Here is a 21,835-nt window from a genome sequence, read left to right on the forward strand (position 1 = left end):
GCTACTCCGTGACGGCCGGGGGCATGGTGAGGAAGGGCCGCAGCTCGAGCCACTCGTGCAGCGGCTTACCGGCGGGGCCGGGCGCGGCGGACAGCTCGCTCGCCAGCTCCAGCGCGCGGTCGTAGCTGTCGACGTCGATGACCATCCACCCGGCGATGAGGTCCTTGGTCTCCGCGAACGGGCCGTCGGTGACGGGCGGGCGCCCCTCGCCGTCGTACCGGACGAACGTGCCCTCGGGCGCGAGTGCCTGGCCGTCCACGTACTCCCCCGTGCCCTCGAGCCGGGCGGCGAAGTCGTCCATGTACTGGATGTGCGCCGAGACCTCCTCGGGCGCCCACCGGTCCATCGGGGTGTCGGTGAGCGGCGCCGGGCCACCGCGGTAGTGCTTGAGCAGCAGGTACTTGGCCATGGTTGTCTCCTCGGTGAGGTACGGCCCAGTGTGGCCGTCTCACTCCCAGGACGGAACGGGGTGGGGGTTCTCGACATCGGCCCCCCGGCGCGGCGCGCTCAGCCCTCCGCGTCGCCGTCCCAGTCGCGCCGCCACTTGCGGTCCGCCTCGTCCCACATGGCGTTGCGCGCGCCCGCCGCGTCCAGCGCCTGCTGCGCCGCCTCGCGCGTCGGGTAGGGCCCCATCCGGTCGTCGGCGCCGCTGATCTTGCCCTCCTCCACCTGCCGCGTCTGAAGGTTGAAGTAGTACTCGCGCTCGTCGCTCACTGCGGGCTCCTCATCGGTGAAACGTAGACTGGAGGCCATGCTCGCCGAACGCGCCCCCCTGGGCACCCTGACGCCGGGGGAGATCTCCCCGCGCCTGCCGGTGCCCGCCTCGATCCCCCGCCCCGAGTACGTCGACCAGCCCGCGCCCGCCCCGTTCACGGGCAGCGAGGTCAAGGACCCGGAGACCATCGAGCGGATCCGTCGCGCGAGCCGGCTCGCCGCCCAGGCGCTCGAGCTCGTCGGCAAGGCCGTCGCCCCGGGCATCACCACGGACGAGCTCGACCGCATCGGGCACGAGTTCCTCATCGCCCACGGCGCCTACCCCTCCACCCTCGGCTACCGGAACTTCCCCAAGTCCCTGTGCACGTCGGTCAACGAGGTGGTCTGCCACGGCATCCCGGACTCGACCGTCCTCGTCGAGGGCGACATCGTCAACGTCGACATCACCGCCTACCTCGACGGCGTCCACGGCGACAACAACGCGACGTTCTGCGTGGGCGAGGTGGACGAGGAGTCCCGGCTGCTCGTCGAGCGCACGAAGATCGCCCTCGAGCGCGGCATCAAGGCGGTCCGCCCGGGCCGGGAGATCAACGTCATCGGCCGGGTCATCGAGTCCTACGCCAAGCGGTTCCACTACGGCGTGGTGCGCGAGTTCACCGGCCACGGCGTCGGCGAGGCCTTCCACACCGGCCTCATCGTCCCCCACTACGACGCCGCCCCCGAGCACGACACCATCATTGAGCCCGGCATGGTCTTCACCATCGAGCCGATGCTCACGCTCGGCACCGCCGACTGGACGATGTGGGACGACGACTGGACCGTCCTCACCGCGGACCGCTCCCGCACCGCCCAGTTCGAGCACACGCTCCTCGTCACCGACGACGGCGCGGAGATCCTCACCCTGCCGTGATGCGAGCCTGGGAACAGCGCCTTTCGTCCTGCTTCGGTCAGCTATCGGTGAGGGGCGTTTCCAATGCATGAAGCGCGCTCGACGCCGTTATGCCGGGCTTGAGAAGCGGACCTCAAGCCGTCTGCAACCGATGAGTCCCGCTTCGCGCGGTGCGGGCGCCTCCCCAAAACTGAGCGGCGAGTGATGAACTAGGCGAGGAACGCGGCCGGACGAACGGCGCAAGCTCCGGCCTACGGCGACACCGAGGAGTCGTCGGACTTGCGCGCGGCCACCCGCGCCCGCCGCATCCGAAACAACTAGCGACCCCGAGTGATACTCGCCGCCAGGAGGACCCACACCCTGATTCGTAGCGGACGTCCGAAGAACCGCTCAACTGAATGTGAGAGCCTCCAAGGCGGCGCCGACGGCTCCGCCAATCTCGGTGTAATCCGTATCCGGTTCCACCCGCAGACTTGCATGCAACGTGGCCTGCCGCTGGACGGAACGCTTCTTGACATCCCTCCAACCTGCCTTGCTCAAAAGCATCCCTGCGTTCGCAAGGCGGTCAGGAAGGTACTTTTCTACACCCTTTCTGCTAAGGGTCCCATCGTCCGCCCATTCGATCTTGAGCGACACGTCGAAGGAGTTGGCTGCGCCTTGGATTCGCACAGTGGGACCACTCGCCACACTGTACGTGGCTGCGTCGCGAGTATAGTCCCAGGCGTATCCGTCGCTAATGAGGGGGCTACGGGCGGCGATTTCCTCCGCGGCGAGATCACCGTCAAGAGGTGTTGATCGGACACTATTAGCCTCCTGAATGCGCTTTGCCTCAGCCAGAATAAGGTCAACGCTCCACCTATCGCGTTGCGCCTCGTGAGTGGAGTTAACAATTAGCCGCTCGACACGACGAGCCGTCGCTCGGTAAAAGGGCGCCTCTGGCACGCGCGTCGCGCGCCGTACCAGGTACTTGAAGTTCCCGTCTCGCTGGAAGTACGGATTGGGTTCTTGGCGACCCGCCAGGTAGTACAGCGTCATCCCGAGGCCAAACGAGTCAACAAGGGCGCTACGAGATCCTGTATCGGACTTAAACTGCTCCGGGGCCAAGTATCCCAAGGCGCTCCCCTCCGCGATTACCGACTCGGTTTTCGCCCCGGAGTAAGTGGCGAGGTCAAAGTCGAGAACAACAACCTCAAACACGTCTCTTGATGACCAGGCATCCCTCAACATAATATTCGCCGGCCGGATATCCCGATGGAGAACCTTCTCTGGTAGCCGATGAGCCTCGTTAATTATCGCTGTCGCCTTAATAAATACGTCAAGGATTGCCTGCCAGTCCTCAACTAAGTGCGCCTCCTTCGCCGCCTGGAGGTTCGGCCCCTCTACCCAGTCCATAGTCACGAAGGTCGGAATTTCCGATGCGTCACGGTAGGCGACCATCCCAGCAACCTTGCGCGATTCTAAGATCTTCATCGCCTTGACCCCTCGACGAAATGCGTGGATCGATGCAGCGTCGCCACGAATTTCACGTTTGAGTAGCTTCAGTGCGATCTCATGTCCGGTAGGGTCCACGGCGCGATAAACGGAGCCGAAGGCGCCCTTGGCAGAGTAGTCTGTTATCGTATAATCGAAGATCTTGTAGTCTATCGGCTTCGGCGGGATATACCATGATCTATCAATCAACTCGTCATACTCGTGCAAAAAGTCGTTGTACGAATCTAAGTCGCTCCGCGTGAGAAGGAACTTGGCGTACCCGTTCAGGCGTTCCCGGATTTGATCAGTTTGCAGCCTCGCCAACATATCTGGCGACTCGATGTGGTCTCGATATTTTGCGTACTCTCGTGCGACAGGCGTGGCCGATGGTTCATCGGGCTTTGCTTTCCCTAGCGCCCGAAGCATGTCGAGGACCTGCTCATGCTTCCCTCTTGTGTAGATAACCCGCTCGACCATCGCGGCGTCGGCCCACCGGACAGCCTCTTCGTCAGTCCTGTCGGTGATCCAAAAGTGCTCAGGCCCTTGTATTCCGGCCTTCGCAAGCTCTTCGAGAGGACCACCTATCGCTATGTCGTCCGCACTGACCCCGACGAAGACTACGTGAAATTGCGTAAAGACCGTCCTAAGGAAACCCAAGTAGCCTGGGCTGGAATACAGTTCTTTTAGTTCTCCTTGCGTAAAGACCCAGGACTCTTCGTCGTCGAAGTGGCCGTGCAACTGATATAAGAATCGGTGATGCGTGCCGAGCATCCTCTGTAGCTTGCCAGCTTTATGACCCTCGAAGATCTTAATTTCACCATCATCGCCGGCCATGCGAGCGGCGCGGCGAGCAAAAGCATCCAAGTTTAGACTAAGAATTCCACGCAGTGGCAGGGCCCAAAGGGCGCTATATGGCGCCGGCACCGCATTGCTATCGGACTTGCCGAACTCTTGCCTGATAATATTTCGGTATGCTACTGGAATAGCCTCTTTGAGTATGCCGAACTTCTCCCAGTACCCAAGGTTCGGATTTTCGATTTTACTTATAACGGGAGCAAAGCGCGTGGGATTGTTGTCGGAGAATGCGGCTTGGCCTTCCAGTTCTTTTGCCAGGGCTTCGCAGAGTCGACTCCAACTGCTGATGTCCGGACCGCTGAGTCCTGCTCCGACGACGGCGACCCAAGGTCTCGCGGCAACGGCAACCATTTGAGTTAGCCGATCGAGAGGCCCATTGCGTTCGACCAGCCCAGCTTGTTCCGTCACGTCAAGTCCTTGTCTGTCTGGCGGGCGGCCGTGCCGCCGCTCCTCGCGATGCTGCATGAGCGGAGCGGTTAGTGTCTCGCGGTGCCGTCTCAACGTCACGTCGTCGGGACGACACAGATGCTACTTGAGGATCGACGAGGTGACTGATGTTTCACTCCTGCCGTGTCGGTCGCTAAGTCTGTCTCGCTTCGCGAAGGTTATGGCGTTGAGCAGGCGCCTGGAATCTGGCTCAGCGGACAGGAGTGGAGCCCGTCATCAAGAATTCCTTGGCGACCAGAGGAGAGTCGGCGGATCGTGTTAGGAGTCCGCATTTTCTCAGCCGGCCGTTTGCCCCTCGGGCACCGCCGACTGGACGATGTGGGACGACGACTGGACCGTCCTCACCGCGGACCGCTCCCGCACCGCCCAGTTCGAGCACACCCTCCTCGTCACCGACGACGGCGCGGAGATCCTCACCCTGCCGTGACCGGCCCGCCTCCCGCGGCCGGCCCGCGCCGGTAGCGCGACGGCGGCACGCCCACCACCGCGGTGAACGCCCGGGTGAAGTGGGCGTGGTCGGCGAACCCGAGCGCCGCGGCGAGGGCGGCGAGGTCCCTCCCCTCGCCGGCGTCGAGGGCGGCGACGGCGTCCTGCAGCCGGTACCGGCGCAGCACGTGCAGCGGCGTCGCCCCGACGTAGCGCGCGAAGAGCCGCTGCAGGGTGCGCACGGAGACGTGCAGCCGCTCGGCGACCGGCGCCACCGCCACCTGCCCCGGCTCGTGCATGAGGGCCACCGCCGCGCGCACCGTCCGGTAGCCGTCATCGGCGGCGATGCGGTCCCGGTGCGGTTCGAGGCGCGCGGCGAGGTCGGCGGCGAGGAGGTCGCGGCGGGCGGCGTCGTCGGGCTCGGCGAGGACGGCGACGGCGAGGTCGCCGGCGCTCGCGCCGAGGATCTCCTCCGCCGGCACCACCCGGTCGGTGAGCGCGCGGACGTCGGCGTCGAGCAGCGCGGCCAGGCCACCGGGGTGGAACGCCAGCCCGGCCACTCGCCCGGCGAGGGGAAGGTCGACGGTGAAGACGCGGGTGACGACCCCGTGGACGAGCGCCGCCGGCACCGCCATCCCGTGCATCCGCCCACCCTCGGCCGCCTCGACGGTGAGGTGGGTGACGGGGTGGCTGAGCACCTGCTGGCGGAAGGGCGCCGCCGCCGCGCGCCGCCAGGCCACCGACCAGAAGTGCGAGGCGACCAGGCTGAGCGGCTCGGGCAGGGCGAGGCGGTCGGTGGCGAACACGTCCTGGCCCGCGGCCGGCCACAGCACCGCGCCGCGCTCGCCACGCTCACCGCGCTCGCCGCGCTCACCGCGCTCGCCGGCCGCGCCGCGCTCACCGGCCGCGCGGCCGGTCGGCCGTCCGCGCGGTCCGGGAGGTTGTCGCGAATGTGCAAGCGCCACCCTTCGCACTCTAGGGACGCTGGGCGGCATGAACACGCACTATCGCCCAGAGGGCTACACCACGATCTCCCCGTTCGTCGCCGTCTCCCCCGCGCGGGAGGCCATCGACTTCTACGGCGCCGTCTTCGGCGCGCGCGTCGTCACCCGGGCCGACGGGCCCGACGGCGCGGTCATGCACTGCGAGCTCGACCTCGGCGACGGCCGGATGACGCTCGCGGACCCCGACCCCGAGTACCACGCGACCGCCAACGACCCCACCCGCGACGACGCCACGTTCAGCCTCGGGATCTACGTGCCCGACGTCGACGCGGTCACCGAGCGGGCCCGCGAGCGGGGGGCGCGGGTGCGCGAGGAGCCCATGGACTTCAAGGTCACCGGCGACCGGTTCGCCTCGATCCAGGACCCGTTCGGCGTGCGCTGGACGATCATGTGCCGGGTCATCCCGCACACCGACGCCGAGGTGCAGGCCGGCCTGGACGCGTGGACGGCGCCGACGACCGAGGCCGCCACGTCCTGACGTCGCCCTGCCTGACGCCGCCCTGCCTGACGCCGGGGCCAGACCGCCGCCCAGGGGCATCCACCCCTCGCGCGCCTCAGAAACCCGCACCGCCCGTTTCCCCCTCAGGACCACTCCGCGCCTGCCATGATCAGATCCCAGTCACAGGCCCGTAGGAGGCGTGATGAGGCGCATCGTTGCCGGTCCCGTCAGCGGATTGGCGTGCGCCTGTCTCGTGGTCGCGGGAGCAGGCCTGCCGGCCAGCGCGGATCCCGACCATGAGGTGGGCCGAGCCACGGCGTCCGCGCCGGAGGGAACGACCCCCGCGGCCGTGCCGGACGATCTCGGGCTCACCGCGGATTCCCCGGAGTTCCTCGCCGCCATGGAGGTGGCGCAGCAGCAGCAGGAGATCAAGGCGGCGCTGGACCAGTACGGGATCCTCACCGGGTTCCCCGATCTCCGTGCGGGCGGGGGCTGGGTCGAGGGCGAGGACCTCCTGGTAGTCCAGTACGACCGTCGCGCCAAGCCGGCGCGGTTGGCGGAGTTCCTCGCGGCCACGGAGGCCGCCGCCGGCCTCGACCTGCCCGTCGACGTCGAGTACCGGCCCGTGGACTTCAACGAGGCCGAGCTCTCCGAGCTGGCAGAGGAGATCTCCATCGACGCGGACGGGTCCTGGTCGGATCGGCTCGGCGTCGACAGCATCATCTGGACCCACGGGGACACGGAGACCGGCGCCGTCGTCGTCGGCGGCGAGGGTGCCGAGGACATCGCGGGCGCCAGCACGATGCGGAGTAGTACCGGCGTGCGGATCATCGTCAGGGAGGCCGCGCCCGAGGATGTCGTCCTGCTCCAGGGCCCGACCGCGGACCCTGCCCCCTGACCGTCGCGAACGGGACAGAGTGCCTCGATGACCGAAGCCGCCGCGTCCTGACTGGCGAACTCGGCACGAATTAGCGAACTCGGCACGGATTGGCGAACTCGGCATGGGCGGGGACGGCGAGTTCGCTGTTTTGTGCCGAGTTCGATAGGTGGGACTAGCGAACTCAGCACGGACTAGCGAACTCGGCACGGACTGGCGAACTCGGCGCACGTAGCCGGCGGCGGGCCTGGGCCAGGCGGCCGGGCCCGCCCCTCAGAGCCCCGCGCCGCCGGTGAAGTGGAACGACGCCGGCGGCGCGGCGTCGCGGGTGCGCGGCCAGCGCTCGGTGACCACCTTGCCGCGGGTGTAGAACCGCGCGCCCTCCGGCCCGTAGATGTGGCTCTCGCCGAACAGCGAGTCGCCCCAGCCGCCGAAGGAGTGGTACGCCACCGGCACCGGGATCGCGACGTTGATCCCCACCATCCCCGCCGACACCGCCCGCTGGAAGGTCCGGGCCGCCTCCCCCGAGGCGGTGAACAGCGCCGCGCCGTTGCCGTAGGGGTTGGCGTTGATGACGCCGACCGCCTCCTCCAGGCCGGTGACGCGGACGACGTCGATCACCGGGCCGAAGACCTCCTCGCGGTAGATCTCCATGTCCGCGGTGACGCCGTCGACCACGGTGGGCCCGACGAAGAACCCATCCTCGTGGCCGTCCACGACGTGCCCGCGCCCGTCGACGACGAGCCGCGCCCCGGCGCGCTCGGCGCCGCCGATGAGGCCCTCGATCCGCTCCTTCGCCGCCCGGGTGATCACCGGCCCCATGTCGGCGTCCGGGTGGTCACCGGGCCGGACCCGCACGGCACGCGCCTTGGCGGCGAGCAGCTCGACGAGCCGGTCCGCGGCGGCATCCTCGACGAGCGCGACGGAGACCGCCATGCACCGCTCCCCCGCGGAGCCGAACGCGGCCGCTGTGAGGGCGTCCGCCGCGGACTCGAGGTCGGCGTCGGCGAGGACGACGGCGTGGTTCTTCGCCCCGCCCAGCGCCTGGACGCGCTTGCCGTGGGCGACGGCGGTCGCGTGGACGTGCCGCGCCACGGGGGTGGACCCGACGAAGGACACCGCGGCGACGTCGCGATGGCGAAGCAGGTGGTCCACCGCCTCCCGGTCGCCGTGGACGACGTTGAGCACCCCGTCCGGCAGCCCGGCCTGGCGCAGCAGGTCGGCGAGCAGCAGGCTCGCGGACGGGTCCCGCTCCGACGGCTTGAGGACGACGGTGTTTCCCGTGGCGACCGCCACCGGCACCATCCACAGCGGCACCATGACGGGGAAGTTGAACGGCGTGATGGCGGCGACGACGCCGAGCGGCTGACGGAAGGAGTAGACGTCGACGCCGGTGGACGCCTGGTCGGAGAACTCGCCCTTGAGCAGCTGCGGGATCCCCGCGGCGAACTCCACCACCTCGAGCCCGCGCGCCACCTCGCCGCGGGCGTCGGACAGGACCTTGCCGTGCTCGCGGCTGATGATCCCGGCGAGCGCGTCGGTGTGCTCGACGAGCAGCTCGCGGAACCGGAAGAGGATGCTCGCCCGCCGGCCCAGCGGCACCTGCGACCAGGCCGGGAACGCCCCCAGCGCCGCGGCCACGGCGGCGTCGACCTCACCCGTGCCCGCGAGGGGGACGTGGGCGACGACCTGCCCGGTCGCCGGGTCGTGGACCGGCGCCGTGCGGGCGCCGGCCCCGCCCGCCGCGGGCCGGCCGTCGATCCAGTGGCCGAGGGTGGGGGTCTCGGTGCCGCGGGCGGTGGTCGTCATCGTCGTCGTCCTTGGTTCGGGGGGAAGCGCCGGCTCTAGAGGAAGCGCCGCTGGTCGCGGCGGGCGTCGTCGTACGTCTCCCGCGCCTGCCGGGTGGAGTCGAGCGTGGCGACCTCCGCCACGGGCACGTCCCACCACGCCGACGACGGCGGGTTGGGGCCGTCGATGTCGGTCTCCACGCAGATCACCGTGGTGCGGGTGGCGGCGCGGGCGGTGAGGAAGGCCTCGCGGAAGTCGTCGACGCCGTCCGCCACGAGGACGTCGGCGCCGAGGCTGCGGGCGTTGGCCGCGATGTCGAACGGGACGAGGCCGCCGTCGAGCTGGCCGGTGGCCGCCTGACGCATCCGGAACCGGGTCCCGAACCGCTGCGAGCCGAGGGAGTCGGACAGCGCCCCGATGGAGGCGTACCCGTGGTTCTGCAGGACGACGAGGATCACCTTGAGGCCCTCGGAGACGATCGTCGTGATCTCCTGCGGGTTCATCTGGTAGGTGCCGTCGCCGACGATCGCGACCACCTCCGCCTCGGGCGCGGCGAGCTTGGCGCCCATGGCCGCCGGGATCTCGTAGCCCATGCAGGAGAAGCCGTACTCGAGGTGGTACTGGCGCGGGGAGGACGCCCGCCACAGCGCCTGGAGGTCACCGGGCATCGACCCCGCGGCGTTGACGAGGATGTCCTCGGGCCCCATGAGCGCGTTGAGCACCCCGAAGATCTCCGTCTGCGCGGGCAGGTCGCGCCCGCTCGGGGCGTAGCAGCGCTCCGTGACGGCGGTCCACTGCGCGACGAGGCCGGAGGCGCGGTCGGCGTAGGCCTCGCTCACCCGGTACCCGGCGAGCGCCTCCCGCAGCGCGCGCACGCCCTCGCGGGCGTCGGCGACGAGCGGGTGGGCGGAGAGCTTGGCGGCGTCGAAGGCGAGGACGTTGAGGTTGACGAACTGGACGCCCGGGTCGGCGAAGACCGTGCGGCTCGCCGTCGTGAAGTCCGTGTACCGGGTGCCGACCCCGAGGACGACGTCCGCCTCGGCCGCGAGCGCGTTCGCCGCGCTGCTGCCCGTGGCCCCGATCCCGCCGACCGCCTGGGGGTGGTCCCAGGCGATCGCGCCCTTGCCGGCCTGGGTGTCGGCGACCGGGATGCCGGTGGCGGCGGCGAGGCCGGCGAGCGCCTCGCTCGCCTGGGAGTAGACGGCGCCGCCGCCCGCGACGATGAGGGGGCGGCGCGCGGCGGCGAGGACGGCGACGGCGCGGGCCAGGGCGGCGGGCTCCGGCACCGGCCGGGCCACGTGCCACACCCGCGGCCGGAAGAACGCCACCGGCCAGTCGTACGCCTCGGCCTGGACGTCCTGCGGCAGGCACAGCGTGACCGCGCCGGTCTCCGCCGGGTCGGTGAGCACCCGCATCGCGGCCGGGGCGGCGGCGAGCAGCTGCTCGGGGCGGGCGATCCGGTCCCAGTACCGCGACAGGGGCCGGAACGCGTCGTTGACGGAGACGTCGCCGGTGCGCGGGTCCTCGAGCTGCTGGAGCACGGGGTCCGACGCGCGGGACGCGAAGGTGTCCGACGGCAGGAGCAGGACGGGGATCCGGTCGACGGTGGCGAGCGCGGCGCCGGTGAGCATGTTCGTCGAGCCCGGCCCGATGGACGCGGCGCAGGCGAACATCCGCATCCGGTCGCTCGTCCGGGCGTACGCGACGGCGGCGTGCACCATCGACTGCTCGTTGCGGGCGAGGTAGAAGGGCAGCTCCTCGGGGCCGGGCTCGACGCCGTCGTAGCCCGCCTCGAGCGCCTCGACGTGGGACTGGAGCAGGGCCTGGCCCAGCCCGGCGACGTTGCCGTGCCCGAGGATGCCCCAGCACCCGGCGAACATCCGGTGCCGCACGCCGTCGCGCTCGGTGTGCTGGTGGGCGAGGAACCGGACGAGCGCCTGGCTCACCGTGAGCCGGACGGTCGGGCCGTCGGCGGTGCGCGTCGTCGTCGGCGCGGTGTCCGTCATGGGGCCTCCTCGGGGACGCGGGCCGTCGCGGGGCCGGCGGGGCGGGCGGGGGCAGCGCCAGCGCTACGGGGGGCAGCGCCGTCGGGCAGGAGACGGGGGTCCACCGGCTGGCCCTCCCACGTCGCGCGCACCCAGGCGTGGGCGGGGTCGTCGGTGGCGAGCCAGCAGCCGTCGTCGGCGGGGCCGGCCATGACGTTGAGGTAGTACAGGTCGTACCCCGGCGCCGCCATCGACGGCCCGTGGTAGCCGTGCGGGACGAGGACGGCGTCGCCGGTGCGAACCTCGGCGAGGACGTCGACCGGCTTCCCGGAGGCGTACACCCGGTGGTAGCCGACCCCGGGCGCCGCGCCCACTTCGGCCGGGGCGGCAGCGACCTCGAAGTAGTAGATCTCCTCGAGCGGGCGCTCGTCCTCGGCGTGGACGTCGTGCTTGTGTGGCGGGTAGGAGGACCAGTTCCCGCCCGGCGTCAGCACCTCGCAGACGAGGAGCCGGTCGACGTCGACGTCGGTGCCGAGGGTGTAGTTCGTCACCCGGCGGCTCATCGCGCCCGCGCCGCGCAGCTCGACCCGCGCGTCCCTCGCGGCGAGGCGGCGGCTGGGGAGCGTGCGGGTGGCGCGGGCGGTGGCCACCGCCACCCGGGCCGGGGCGTCGTCGGGGGCCACCAGGGTGGCCCGGCTCCCCCGGCCGAGGAAGACCGCGTCCGTGGGGCCGGCGAAGACGTCGCGGCGGCCGAGGAGGTCCACCGTCACGCCGTCGACCTCCACCCGGACCGCACCGGCCAGCGGGAGGACGAGCGCCTCGTCGGCGCCGCCGCCGAACCGGTGCCGGCCGCCCGGGGCGAGCGCGAGGACGGTGAGCCCGGAGTAGGACCACCCGGCGGACTCGGGCGTGATGGCCTGGACGACGCCGTCCCCCGCGCGCCCGTCCGGGTGAGGGGTCCGGTCCGGACCGGGGGTCCCGCCCGGGCCGGCGGTGCCGCCCGGTCCAGCGGCCCAACCCGCGGTCCCGGCTCGCAGGACGAGCGGCCCGGCGCTCACAGGAGCCCCACGGCCGCGTCGACCGCCGCGGCGACGTCGTCGCCGGGAGGGAAGAGGAGCGTCCGGCCGACGACCAGGCCGGCGACGGTGGGCAGGGCGAGCGCCCGCGCCCAGCCGGCGAGCGCGGCGTCGGGGTCGGCCGGGACCTCCCCGCCGAGGAGGAGGGCGGGCAGGGGCGAGGCGGCCATGACCCGCTCCATGTCGTCGACCACGGGGACCTTGAGCCAGGTGTAGGCGGAGGTGCGGCCCAGCCCGGAGGCGATGCCGATGGCCGTCATCACCGCCTCGGGCGTGAGGACGGTGCGCACCCGCCCCCCGACGCGCTCGGTGAGGAACGGCTCGACGAGGGCGATGAGGCGCCGCTCGGCGAGCGCGTCGACCGCGTGCGCGCACGCCTCCAGGGTGCGCACGGAGCTGGGGTCCTCCCCGTCGAGGCGAAGCAGCATCTTGCCGCCGTCAAGCCCCGCGGCGGCGATGCCCGCGGCGTCGTACCCGGTGAATCGGTCGTCGAGCTCGAAGGCAGCGCCGGCGAGACCGCCGCGGTTCATCGACCCGAGGACGATCTTGCCCTCGAGCGCCCCGAGCAGCGTGAGCTCCTCGACGAGGTCGGCCGTCCCGAGGAACCCGTCGACGCCCGGGCGGGCGAGGGCCGTGACAAGGCGGGCGACGAGCTCGCCGCGGTCGGCCATGGCGGTCGGCCGGGCGCCGGCCGCGAGCGCGCCCCGGGCGGGGTGGTCGGCGGCGAGGATGAGGAGCGGCCGGGCGGGGGCGGTGCGGCGCGGCGCCCGCGCGCGCTCCTGGAGGCGCTGGGCGATCCGCTCGGGCTCGAGGGTGCGGATCCGGACGATGTCCTCCCGCCCGAGGACGGTCACGGGCGCACCGCCCCGGTGGCCCCGACCCCGCCGGCCCCGACCTCGCCGGCCCCGACGTCGCCGGCCCCGACCTCGCCGGCCGCGACCCCGCCGGCGCGGACCTCGGCGACCTCCGCGGCGGTCGGCATGGCGGCGGCGCACGCGAGGCGGGAGGCGACGATGGCGCCCGCGACGCCCGCGAAGGCGAGGGTCTCGGCGAGGTCCCAGCCGTCGAGCAGCCCCCGGCACAGCGCCCCGCCAAAGGCGTCCCCGGCGCCGAGGCCGTTGACCACGCCCACCCGGGTGGACGGCACCTCGACCCGCTCGCCGCGCGTCTTCGCGAGCGCGCCGTGCGGGCCCCGCTTGACGATGGCGAGCTCCACCCCGCGCTCGAGCAGCGCGTCGGCCGCGCGGTCGGGGTCGGACTCCCCCACCGCCATCCGGCACTCGGCCTCGTTGCCGACGACGACGCTCACCTTCTCCAGCACCCGCGCCACCTCGCCGGGCGCGTCGTCCGGGTCGGCCCACAGAACGGGGCGGTAGTCGAGGTCGAGGACGGTGGGCCGGCGGCCCGCGCGGGCGTCGAGCGCCGCGTGGTGGGCGGTCCGGCTCGGCTCGGCGCTGAGGCCGGTGACCGTCACCCAGAACAGCCGCGCGGCGGCGATGGCGTCGAGGTCGAGGTCCTCGGCGCCCACCTGCAGGTCCGGGGCGAGGGGGGCGCGGTAGAACCACAGCGGGAAGTCGTCGGGCGGGAACAGCGCGCAGAACGTCACCGGTGTGGGGGCGCCCGGACGCACGTGCACGAACCGGTCGTCGACGCCGAGCGCGCGCATCTCGCGCCGGACGAAGCGCCCGAAGGGGTCGTCGCCCACCCCGGTGACGACGGCGGAGCGCGCGCCCAGCCGGGCGGCGGCCACCGCGACGTTGGTGGCGCTGCCGCCGAGGAACTTGCCGAAGGTCTCGACGTCCTCCAGGCCCACCCCGGACTGCAGCGGGTACAGGTCGACCCCGCAGCGGCCCATGGTGAGGACGTCGTACGGCGCCTCGGCTCGCGTCCCGGTCACCCGATCTCCTGCATCGTCGTCGTCGCAGCTCGTCACCGGCTCACGCCGGTCGGTGCGGCCCCCGTCGGCCACCTCGGCACGACGATGCACTGCGCAGCGCCGCCCGTCAATGATTGTCCGGACATTACGTCTAGAACGGTCGCCCATCGGCTAGATTCTGGTCACCGCGGGGCCTCGCCTGCGGCACAGGCGCCCCGCCGACAGGAGTCCCGTCATGCCCGAGCAGCCGCAGATCACGGTCGATCGGTCGTCGCCGGTGCCGCTGTACCACCAGGTGGCCCAGGCGATCGAGGCGGCGATCCTCAACGGGACGTTCGCCGCGGGGGCGCGGCTGGAGAACGAGGTCTCCCTCGCCGCGCGGCTCGGCATCTCCCGCCCGACGGCGCGCCAGGCCCTGCAGTCGCTCGTCGACCGCGGGCTCCTCGTGCGGCGGCGGGGTGTGGGCACGCAGGTGGCGCAGTCGCGGATCCGGCGGGCGATGGAGCTCACCAGCCTGCACGACGACCTCGCCGGCACCGGCCGCGCCCCGCAGACCCAGCTGCTCGCGTACATCACCGCCCCGGCGGAGGCATCCGTGAGCGAGGCGCTCGGGCTGGCGCCCGGCACGGAGGTGGTCACCGTCCGACGGCTGCGGTTCGCCGACGGCGCCCCCCTCGCGCTCATGACCAACCACCTGCCGGTGGGGCTGTGCCCCGGCGAGGAGGTGCTGCGCACGCAGGGGCTGTACGAGGCGCTGCGGGCCCAGGGGGTGCGGCTGCACGCCGCCCGCCAGCGCATCGGGGCCCGCCTGGCCCGGGCCGCGGAGGCGCGGGTGCTCGGCGAGCCCCCACGCTCGGCGCTGCTCACCATGGAGCGCACCGCCTTCGACCCGGCCGGCACCGCCGTCGAGTACGGGAACCACGTCTACCGCGCCTCGCGGTACATGTTCGACACCACGCTCCTCGCGCGCTGACCCCCGCCGCGGCGACGCTCCCGCGCCCCCGCTGAGCCGGCTCCGCACCCCCACGCTGATGCCGCCCCGGACCCCCGGCGCGCCCCCGCTCCCGCCCCCCTTTGTCCTGACAACTCATTGACAGACGATCAATGCCCGACCTAGATTGCCGAGCAGGCGCCACCGCGGGGCCTGCACCGACGACGACCAACGGGGGTCGACGATGACGGACGGGGCACGAGCGGGGGTGGCACTCACCTCCACCTCCAGCGCGGACGACGTCGCGCCCACCCTCCGCGCCGCCCGGAGCACGCCGACGGCGCTGTGGAACGACTCCGCGGACCTCGACGAGCTGCGGCAGGCCATCGCCCACGGTGCCGTCGGCGCGACGTGCAACCCCGTCATCGCGCTCACCACCCTCCGCACGCACCTCGACGTCTGGGGCCCGCGCCTGCATACCCTCGCCGCCGAGCACCCGGACGCGAGCGAGAACGACCTCGCCTGGCTCGCCATCGAGTGGATGTCCGTCGAGGCCGCGTCCCTGCTCGAGCCGGTGTTCGGCGAGCGCGGCGGCCGGGACGGGCGGCTGTCCGTGCAGACCGACCCGCGCCTGCACCGCAGCACCGAGGCGCTCGTCGCCCAGGCCCAGCGGTTCGCGGCGCTGGCCCCCAACATCATCGTGAAGATCCCCGCCACCCGCGCCGGTATCGAGGCCATGCGCCAGGCGACCTACCTCGGCATCAGCGTCAACGCCACCGTCTCGTTCTCCGTGGCCCAGGCGGTCGCCGTCGCCGAGGCGGTCGAGGAGTCCCTCGAGCGCCGCGACGCCGAGGGGCTCGACACCACCACCATGGGCCCCGTCTGCACGATCATGGGCGGGCGGCTCGACGACTGGCTCAAGGTCGCCGCCGAGCGCGACCGGGTCCTCATCGACCCCGGCTACTACGAGTGGGCCGGCGTCGCCACGCTGAAGAAGGCGTACCACCTGCTGCGCGAGCGCGGGCTGCGCACCCGGGTCCTGTCCGCGGCGTTCCGCAACCACCTCCAGTGGAGCGAGCTCCTCGGCGGGGACCTCGTCATCTCCCCGCCCTTCGACTGGCAGCGGCGGATCAACGAGAACCACCTGCCCGCCGAGCCCCGGATCGACGTCCCCGTCGACCCGCGGATCGTCGCGACCCTGCGGGACCGCTCCCCCGAGTTCCGCAAGGCCTACGACGAGGACGGCATGAGCGTCGACGCGTTCGCCGCCTTCGGCGCCACGCGCCGGACCCTGCGCCAGTTCCTCGAGGCCGGCGCCGCGCTCGACGCCCTCGTGCGCGACCTCCTCGTCCCCGAGCCCTAACCCCCGAGCCCTGCCCCCCGGAGCCCCGAGCCCCTGCCCCCACGGAGCTCCCGCCCCCCCACCGACCAGCCCCCTACGAAGGAGTCCGGCGTGACCCAGCACCGAACAGCGCTTATCACCGGATCGGCCGCGGCGGTGGCCCTCGTCCTCGCCGCCTGCGGCGGGACCGAGACGCCCGAGCAGGACGTCGACGTCACCCGGAACGCCGATGCCACCGAGGTGACGCTGACCTTCACCTCGAACGCCATCCTCGGCGGCAAGAACGAGGCCGAGGCGCAGTGGTACGAGGACTACGTCATCCCCGAGTTCGTCGCCCAGCAGGCCGAGAAGGGCGTGGACGTCACGGTGACGTTCGAGCCCAACGGCGTCGACGACGAGCAGTACAAGACCAAGCTCGCGCTCGACCTGCAGTCCGAGGGCGGCGCCGACGTCATCGCCATGGACGGCATCTGGGTCGGGGAGTTCGCCGAGGCCGGGTACATCGCCCCGCTCACGGACGTGGCCGGCGACGACGTCGACGACTGGGAGGGCTGGGAGCAGATGTCCGAGGCCGTCCAGCAGGCCGCCGCGTTCGACGACGAGCGCTACGGCATCCCCATGGGCGCCGACGGCCGCGTCCTCTACTTCAACAAGACCCTCTTCGAGCAGGCCGGCCTGCCCACCGACTGGGAGCCGACGAGCTGGGAGGACATCCTCGAGGCGGCCCGCGCCCTCAAGGACGCCGGCGTCGCCATCCCCATCCAGCTCAACGCCGGCACGGCGATGGGCGAGGCGACGACGATGCAGGGCCTGCTCCCGCTCCTCGCCGGCACCGGCACCCAGGTGTGGGAGGACGGGATGTGGATGGGCGACACCGAGGGCCTGCGCGACGCCCTCGAGCTCTACCGCACCATCTACGTCGAGGAGGGCCTCGGCGACCCGATCCTCCAGCAGGAGGCCGCCGGCCGGGACACGTCCTTCAGCGAGTTCGCCGCCGGCAACGTCGGCATCCTCCTCGAGAGCGACTACCTGTGGCGCTCGGTCGTCAACCCCGACGCCGGCACCGCACCCATGGCCGACCGCGACGCCGTCGTCGGCTACGCGCGGATCCCCGCCCGGGAGCCCGGCGCCGGGGTCGAGGGCCAGGACTTCGTGTCGATGTCCGGGGGCGCGGCCCGGGTGCTCAACCCCAACACCGAGTTCCCGCAGCAGGCGTGGGAGCTCCTCGCGTTCATCCACTCCCAGGAGGCCTTCGAGAACCGGGTGGCCTCCAGCCCCATCATCACCCCGCGCGACGACGTCAACGAGGTGGTCCTCGAGGACAACCCCATGCTCAGCTACGTCGCCACCGAGGTCCTGCCCATCACCCTGTACCGCCCGGGCCTGGCCGAGTACCCCGAGGTCTCCCTCGCGCTGCAGGAGGCGACCGCCCAGGTGGTCGGCGGCATGCCGGTGGAGGAGGCGGCGGCCGCCTACCAGAGCGCCCTCGAGGGCATCGTGGGGGCGGACAGTGTCTCGACCGACTGACGCCGCCGGCGCCCTGCCGGCGGTCGTCACCGGCGGGGTCCGGCGGGGCTCCGCCCGGCACTCCGACGTCGCCGGCCTCGGCAGGGCGCGCGCGGGCGCGTTCGTCGCCCCGGCGCTCGCCCTGGTCGGGCTGTTCCTCGTCTTCCCCGCGCTGTGGACCGCCTACCTGGGGATGACCGACTACCGGCTCACGGGGCTCAGCGCGCAGGCGCCGAACTTCGTCGGGCTCGACAACTACACGGACACCCTCACCGACCCGGCGTTCCACGCCTCGCTGCGCCTCACGCTCGTCTTCGTCCTGCTCTCCGGCGTCCTCGGCCAGTCGCTGCTCGGGTTCGCCGCGGCGTGGGTGCTGCGCACGACGAACCGGGCCGTGAAGAGCGCGATCGAGTTCCTCGTGCTCCTCGCGTGGATCATCCCCAGCTCGGTGGTGTCGTTCCTGTGGATCGCGCTGCTCGACCGCGGGGACGGCACGCTCAACGCGATGCTCGGCACCGAGGGCATGTCCTGGCTCACCCAGTACCCGATGACCTCGATCATCGTGTTCAACATCTGGGTGGGGACGGCGTTCTCCATGCTGCTCTTCAGCTCGGCGCTGGCGTCGGTCCCGCCGAGCCAGCTGGAGAGCGCCCGGATGGTGGGGGCGAGCACGTGGCAGCAGCTGCGCGACGTCGTCCTGCCCCACATCCGGGGGCACATCCTCACCAACACGCTGCTCATCACGCTGTGGACGTTCAACACGTTCACGCCGTACCTGCTCACCGCGGGCGGGCCGAACCACGAGTCGGAGATCCTGCCCGTCTACATCTACAAGGTGGCCATCACCGGCGGGCGCCTCGGCGTCGGGGCCGCGATCTCGCTGATCATGCTGCTCATCAACCTCGTCATCGCCACCGTGTACCTGCGAGTCCTCCGGGAGCGAAAGTGACCGCCACGACCGGGACGCAGGCGCAGGGACGGACCACGACCGGGGCACCGCCGCCGGGTCGACGCCGCTCGAACCCCTCGGTGGGGCACTTCGTCGGCACCGTGCTCAAGGCGGTGCTGTGCGCCGTCATGCTCGGCTTCTTCGCCCTGCCGCTGCTGTGGCTGGCGACGGCGCCGTTCGACGCGGCGCCGTCGCTGTCGGTGTCCTGGCCGCAGTGGACCCTGGCGAACTTCCGCACCATGGTGGAGAACCCCTACGCCCTCGGCAGCCTGGTCAACTCGGTCCTGCTGTCCCTCGGGGTGGTCGTCCTCGTCCTCACCCTCGGCTCCATCGCCTCCTACGCGTTGTCCCGGGTGGTGATCCCCGGCCGGGACGCGCTGCTCTACGCGCTGCTGCTGCTCTCCTCGATCGTCACCGGGACGGCGGCGATGGTCCCCACCTTCCAGCTGATGAACCAGCTCCGCCTCATCGACTCCCAGGTGGGCGTCATCCTCGTCATGGCGGCGGGGGTGATGCCGACGGTGATCTTCATCCTCAAGGACTTCATGGACACGGTCCCCAAGTCCTACGAGGAGTCGGCCCGCCTCGCGGGGGCCGGACCGCTGCGGATCCTCTGGGACGTCGTCGTGCCCATCGCCCGCCCCGGCCTCGCGACGATCGCCGTCTGGTCGGTGGTCCAGGTGTGGGGGAACTTCCTCGTGCCGTACATCCTCCTGCGCAGCCCGGACAAGCAGCCGGCCGCCGTCGTCATGTACACGTTCTACACGGAGGGCGGGCAGCCCAACCTCGCGCTCATCTCGACCTTCTCCCTGCTGTTCTCGGTGCCGGTCGTGGCCATGTACTTCTTCGTCAACCGCAAGTTCGGTTTCCGGTTCCATGGAGGGATCAAGAGCTGATGGCCGCCATCACCACCACCGCACTCGTCAAGGAGTACCCCGGCGGGGTCCGCGGCGTCGACGACATGGACGTCACCATCCACGACGGCGAGTTCTTCGCGCTGCTCGGGCCGTCGGGCTGCGGGAAGACCACGCTGCTGCGCACCATCGCCGGGCTGGAGGAGGCGACGTCGGGCAGCATCGCCATCGGCGACCGGGACGTCACCCACCTCAACCCCGGCGACCGCGGGGCCGCGATGGTCTTCCAGGACTACGCCCTCTTCCCGCACATGAACGTCGAGGACAACATCGCCTACCCCATGCGGGTGCGGAAGGTCGCCAAGGAGGCCCGCCTCGACGTCGCCCACCGCACCGGCGCCGGCCTGGCGCTCGACGGCCTCATGGCCCGCCGGCCGAACCAGCTCTCCGGCGGGCAGCAGCAGCGGGTCGCGCTCGCCCGCGCGGTGGCCACCCGCCCCGACGTCCTGCTCCTCGACGAGCCGCTGTCCAACCTCGACGCGCGGCTGCGCCTAGAGGCCCGCACCTTCCTCAAGGAGCTCCAGCGGGACCTCAAGGTGACGACGGTCTTCGTCACCCACGACCAGGCCGAGGCCCTCGCGCTCGCGGACCGGATCGCCATCATGAAGGCGGGCAAGCTCCAGCAGCTCGGCACGCCCCGGGAGGTGTTCCGCCGCCCGGCGAACACCTTCGTCGCCGGGTTCATCGGGTCCACGCCGGCGAACCTCGTCGACGCCACGCTCGGGGAGGGCACGATCCTCGTCGGCGACCAGACGGTCCCCCTGCCCGGGTCGCTCGCCGACCTGCCCGGCCTCACCCCGGGGCGGAAGGTCATCTGGTGCGTCCGCCCCGAGTACCTCACGCTGTCCCCGGTTCCGGCGGACGGCGCCCTCACGGGCGAGGTCACCGTCATCGAGAACCTCGGTGCGTCCTCGCTGGTGTCCGTCACCGTCGGCGAGCACCGCCTCCAGTCGGTGGTCGCCGAGGACGACGAGCCGGACCCCGGCACGCGGGTCTGGCTCACCGCCTCCGAGCGCCACTCGCTCCTCTTCGACCCCGACTCCACGCAGCGCCTCACACCGTGAGGACCCGGACGATCGCACGACACTTCACCCTCGAGGACCGGGCGGTCGACGCGTGGCCGCTGCTCCCCTTCGACCTCGCCCCCGGGGAGCGTGCCCTCGAGGTGGTGCTCGACGTCGACCGCACCCGCGGAGTCGTCGACCTCGGCTGCGTGGGCCCGGGCGACGACGGCGCCCCGACGGCGTGGCGGGGGTGGTCCGGGGCGGCGCGCGACCGGTTCGCCATCACCGCCGACGACGCGACGCCCGGCTACCTCCCGGGCGAGCTCGCCCCCGGCGAGTGGGCGGTCGTCCTCGGGCTGCACCACCTGCCGGCCGAGGGGCTCGACGTCACCGTCACCGTGACGACGGGCGGCTCCCCCGCCATCGAGCGTGAGCCCTCGGCGCCCCGGCCGGAGGCGGCGCCCCGGGGCTCGGCGCGGGGGCTGCCCGCCGCCGACGGGTGGCGCTGGGTGGCCGCCGACCTCCACGCCCACACGCTCCACTCCGACGGCGCGCTCAGCGTCCGGCAGCTCGCCGCCCTCGCCGCCCGCGAGGGGCTCGACGTCCTCGCCATCACCGACCACAACACCACCAGCCACCACCGCCACCTGCCGCGCGCCGGCGCCGAGTACGGCGTGCACCTGCTCCCCGGCCAGGAGGTGACCACCCCCCGCGGGCACGCCAACGCGTTCGGGGACATCGGCTGGATCGACTTCCGGGAGCCGGCCGACACCTGGTTCCGGACGGCGGCGGAGCGGGGCGGCGTCGCCTCGGTCAACCACCCCCTCGCCGCCGACCGCGCCTGGCAGCACCCCCTCGCCCTGCCGCCGGACTGCATGGAGATCTTCCACTCCACCTGGCTCGCCGACCGCGCGTCGACCGCGCCGTGGGCGCTGTGGCCGCGCTGGCCGTGCTCGGTGCCCATCGGCGGCTCGGACTTCCACCGCCCCGGGGACCGGCTCGCCCGCCCGACGACGTGGCTCGCCGTGCCCGACGGCGAGCTGACCGACGCGGCCGTGATCGACGCGCTCCGCAGCGGCCGGACGGCGGTGTCCCTCGGGGTGCGGGACGCCGTCCTGCTCCGGGTGGGCGACGAGCTGCGCGCCGTCGGCGCCGACGGCGCGACCCTCGTCGACGCCGACGGGCACACCCGCGTCCTCCACGGGGACCACGTGCGGCTGCGGGCGGACGCGACCGCCGCCGTCGCCGGCGTCCCCGGGGCCGGCTGGGGGCCGTACCGCCTGGAGACCGCCGACCGGGAGATCCTCGCCATCACCCCCTGACGCCGCGGATAACCGAGTGCC

Annotated in this window: 19 protein-coding genes and 1 pseudogene; 11 read left to right on the forward strand and 9 right to left on the reverse strand. The window is 72.0% G+C overall.

What is annotated here, in order from left to right:
- Nucleotide 1: 1 nt before the first annotated feature.
- Complete coding sequence (locus EBO36_RS09270; RefSeq protein ID WP_122824358.1) at nt 2-409, reverse strand: YciI family protein; 408 nt, start codon at nt 407-409, stop codon at nt 2-4.
- Nucleotides 410-507: 98 nt separating this feature from the next.
- The gene (locus EBO36_RS09275) at nt 508-714 is read right to left on the reverse strand and encodes a hypothetical protein (protein WP_244925245.1); all 207 of its coding nucleotides are present in this window, start codon (nt 712-714) and stop codon (nt 508-510) included.
- 37 nt (nt 715-751) lie between these two features.
- On the opposite strand from EBO36_RS09275, the gene map reads away from it, so the two are divergent.
- Nucleotides 752-1,624, forward strand: coding sequence for a type I methionyl aminopeptidase (gene map, locus EBO36_RS09280; protein WP_122824359.1), 873 nt, complete (start codon nt 752-754; stop codon nt 1,622-1,624).
- Nucleotides 1,625-1,993: 369 nt separating this feature from the next.
- On the opposite strand, the gene EBO36_RS09285 is transcribed toward map, so the two are convergent.
- A complete protein-coding gene (locus EBO36_RS09285; protein ID WP_164471421.1) occupies nt 1,994-4,279 on the reverse strand; it encodes a protein kinase domain-containing protein in 2,286 nt (761 codons plus the stop codon).
- 394 nt (nt 4,280-4,673) lie between these two features.
- Here EBO36_RS09285 and EBO36_RS09290 point away from each other — a divergent pair.
- Nucleotides 4,674-4,802 (forward strand): annotated as a pseudogene (locus EBO36_RS09290) (type I methionyl aminopeptidase); the annotation flags it as partial.
- On the opposite strand, the gene EBO36_RS09295 reads toward EBO36_RS09290, so the two are convergent.
- Nucleotides 4,789-5,607 (reverse strand): helix-turn-helix domain-containing protein, encoded by an 819-nt coding sequence (locus EBO36_RS09295; protein WP_164471422.1) that lies wholly within the window; start codon nt 5,605-5,607, stop codon nt 4,789-4,791. The pseudogene EBO36_RS09290 and the gene EBO36_RS09295 sit on opposite strands and share 14 nt — an antisense overlap.
- A 187-nt stretch (nt 5,608-5,794) precedes the next feature.
- Here EBO36_RS09295 and EBO36_RS09300 point away from each other — a divergent pair, with 187 nt between their 5' ends.
- A complete protein-coding gene (locus tag EBO36_RS09300) occupies nt 5,795-6,283 on the forward strand; it encodes a VOC family protein (RefSeq protein WP_122824362.1) in 489 nt (162 codons plus the stop codon).
- A 310-nt stretch (nt 6,284-6,593) separates the two neighbouring features.
- Nucleotides 6,594-7,142, forward strand: a complete 549-nt coding sequence (locus EBO36_RS09305) for a hypothetical protein (RefSeq protein WP_164471423.1) — start codon at nt 6,594-6,596, stop codon at nt 7,140-7,142.
- Nucleotides 7,143-7,394: 252 nt separating this feature from the next.
- Here EBO36_RS09305 and EBO36_RS09310 read toward each other — a convergent pair whose 3' ends face one another.
- Genes EBO36_RS09310 through iolC form a run of 5 tightly spaced genes read right to left on the reverse strand, consistent with a single transcriptional unit; the run spans nt 7,395 to nt 13,867 of the window.
- A complete protein-coding gene (locus EBO36_RS09310; RefSeq protein WP_122824364.1) occupies nt 7,395-8,930 on the reverse strand; it encodes a CoA-acylating methylmalonate-semialdehyde dehydrogenase in 1,536 nt (511 codons plus the stop codon).
- A gap of 35 nt (nt 8,931-8,965) precedes the next feature.
- On the reverse strand, nt 8,966-10,915 hold the full coding sequence (gene iolD / locus EBO36_RS09315; protein ID WP_122824365.1) for a 3D-(3,5/4)-trihydroxycyclohexane-1,2-dione acylhydrolase (decyclizing): 1,950 nt from the start codon (nt 10,913-10,915) through the stop codon (nt 8,966-8,968).
- On the reverse strand, nt 10,912-11,952 hold the full coding sequence (gene iolB / locus EBO36_RS09320; protein ID WP_244925246.1) for a 5-deoxy-glucuronate isomerase: 1,041 nt from the start codon (nt 11,950-11,952) through the stop codon (nt 10,912-10,914). The genes iolD and iolB overlap by 4 nt, the downstream gene beginning before the upstream one ends.
- Nucleotides 11,949-12,824, reverse strand: coding sequence for a Cgl0159 family (beta/alpha)8-fold protein (locus tag EBO36_RS09325; protein WP_122824366.1), 876 nt, complete (start codon nt 12,822-12,824; stop codon nt 11,949-11,951). Before EBO36_RS09325 ends, iolB begins: the two co-directional genes overlap by 4 nt.
- Nucleotides 12,821-13,867, reverse strand: coding sequence for a 5-dehydro-2-deoxygluconokinase (gene iolC, locus EBO36_RS09330; protein ID WP_280525418.1), 1,047 nt, complete (start codon nt 13,865-13,867; stop codon nt 12,821-12,823). The genes EBO36_RS09325 and iolC overlap by 4 nt, the downstream gene beginning before the upstream one ends.
- 214 nt (nt 13,868-14,081) lie before the next feature.
- On the opposite strand from iolC, the gene EBO36_RS09335 reads away from it, so the two are divergent.
- The 7 genes from EBO36_RS09335 to EBO36_RS09365 all read left to right on the forward strand — a co-directional run bounded on the left by EBO36_RS09335 (nt 14,082) and on the right by EBO36_RS09365 (nt 21,814).
- A complete protein-coding gene (locus EBO36_RS09335; protein WP_122824367.1) occupies nt 14,082-14,819 on the forward strand; it encodes a GntR family transcriptional regulator in 738 nt (245 codons plus the stop codon).
- Between the two features lie 226 nt (nt 14,820-15,045).
- Entirely contained in the window at nt 15,046-16,140 is a 1,095-nt protein-coding gene (locus EBO36_RS09340; RefSeq protein ID WP_244925247.1) for a transaldolase family protein, read from the forward strand.
- Between the two features lie 90 nt (nt 16,141-16,230).
- A complete protein-coding gene (locus EBO36_RS09345) occupies nt 16,231-17,646 on the forward strand; it encodes an extracellular solute-binding protein (protein ID WP_122824369.1) in 1,416 nt (471 codons plus the stop codon).
- A 13-nt stretch (nt 17,647-17,659) separates the two neighbouring features.
- Nucleotides 17,660-18,574, forward strand: a complete 915-nt coding sequence (locus EBO36_RS09350) for a carbohydrate ABC transporter permease (RefSeq protein ID WP_122825575.1) — start codon at nt 17,660-17,662, stop codon at nt 18,572-18,574.
- A gap of 128 nt (nt 18,575-18,702) precedes the next feature.
- Nucleotides 18,703-19,470 carry a carbohydrate ABC transporter permease gene (locus EBO36_RS09355; RefSeq protein WP_122825576.1) on the forward strand — a complete coding sequence of 256 codons (768 nt, stop codon included), beginning with the start codon at nt 18,703-18,705 and terminating at the stop codon, nt 19,468-19,470.
- The gene (locus EBO36_RS09360; protein ID WP_122824370.1) at nt 19,470-20,552 is read left to right on the forward strand and encodes an ABC transporter ATP-binding protein; all 1,083 of its coding nucleotides are present in this window, start codon (nt 19,470-19,472) and stop codon (nt 20,550-20,552) included. Before EBO36_RS09355 ends, EBO36_RS09360 begins: the two co-directional genes overlap by 1 nt.
- Nucleotides 20,549-21,814 carry a CehA/McbA family metallohydrolase gene (locus tag EBO36_RS09365; RefSeq protein WP_222928706.1) on the forward strand — a complete coding sequence of 422 codons (1,266 nt, stop codon included), beginning with the start codon at nt 20,549-20,551 and terminating at the stop codon, nt 21,812-21,814. The genes EBO36_RS09360 and EBO36_RS09365 overlap by 4 nt, the downstream gene beginning before the upstream one ends.
- Nucleotides 21,815-21,835 lie beyond the last annotated feature (21 nt).

The organism is Georgenia faecalis (assembly GCF_003710105.1).
GTDB lineage: Bacteria > Actinomycetota > Actinomycetes > Actinomycetales > Actinomycetaceae > Georgenia_A > Georgenia_A faecalis.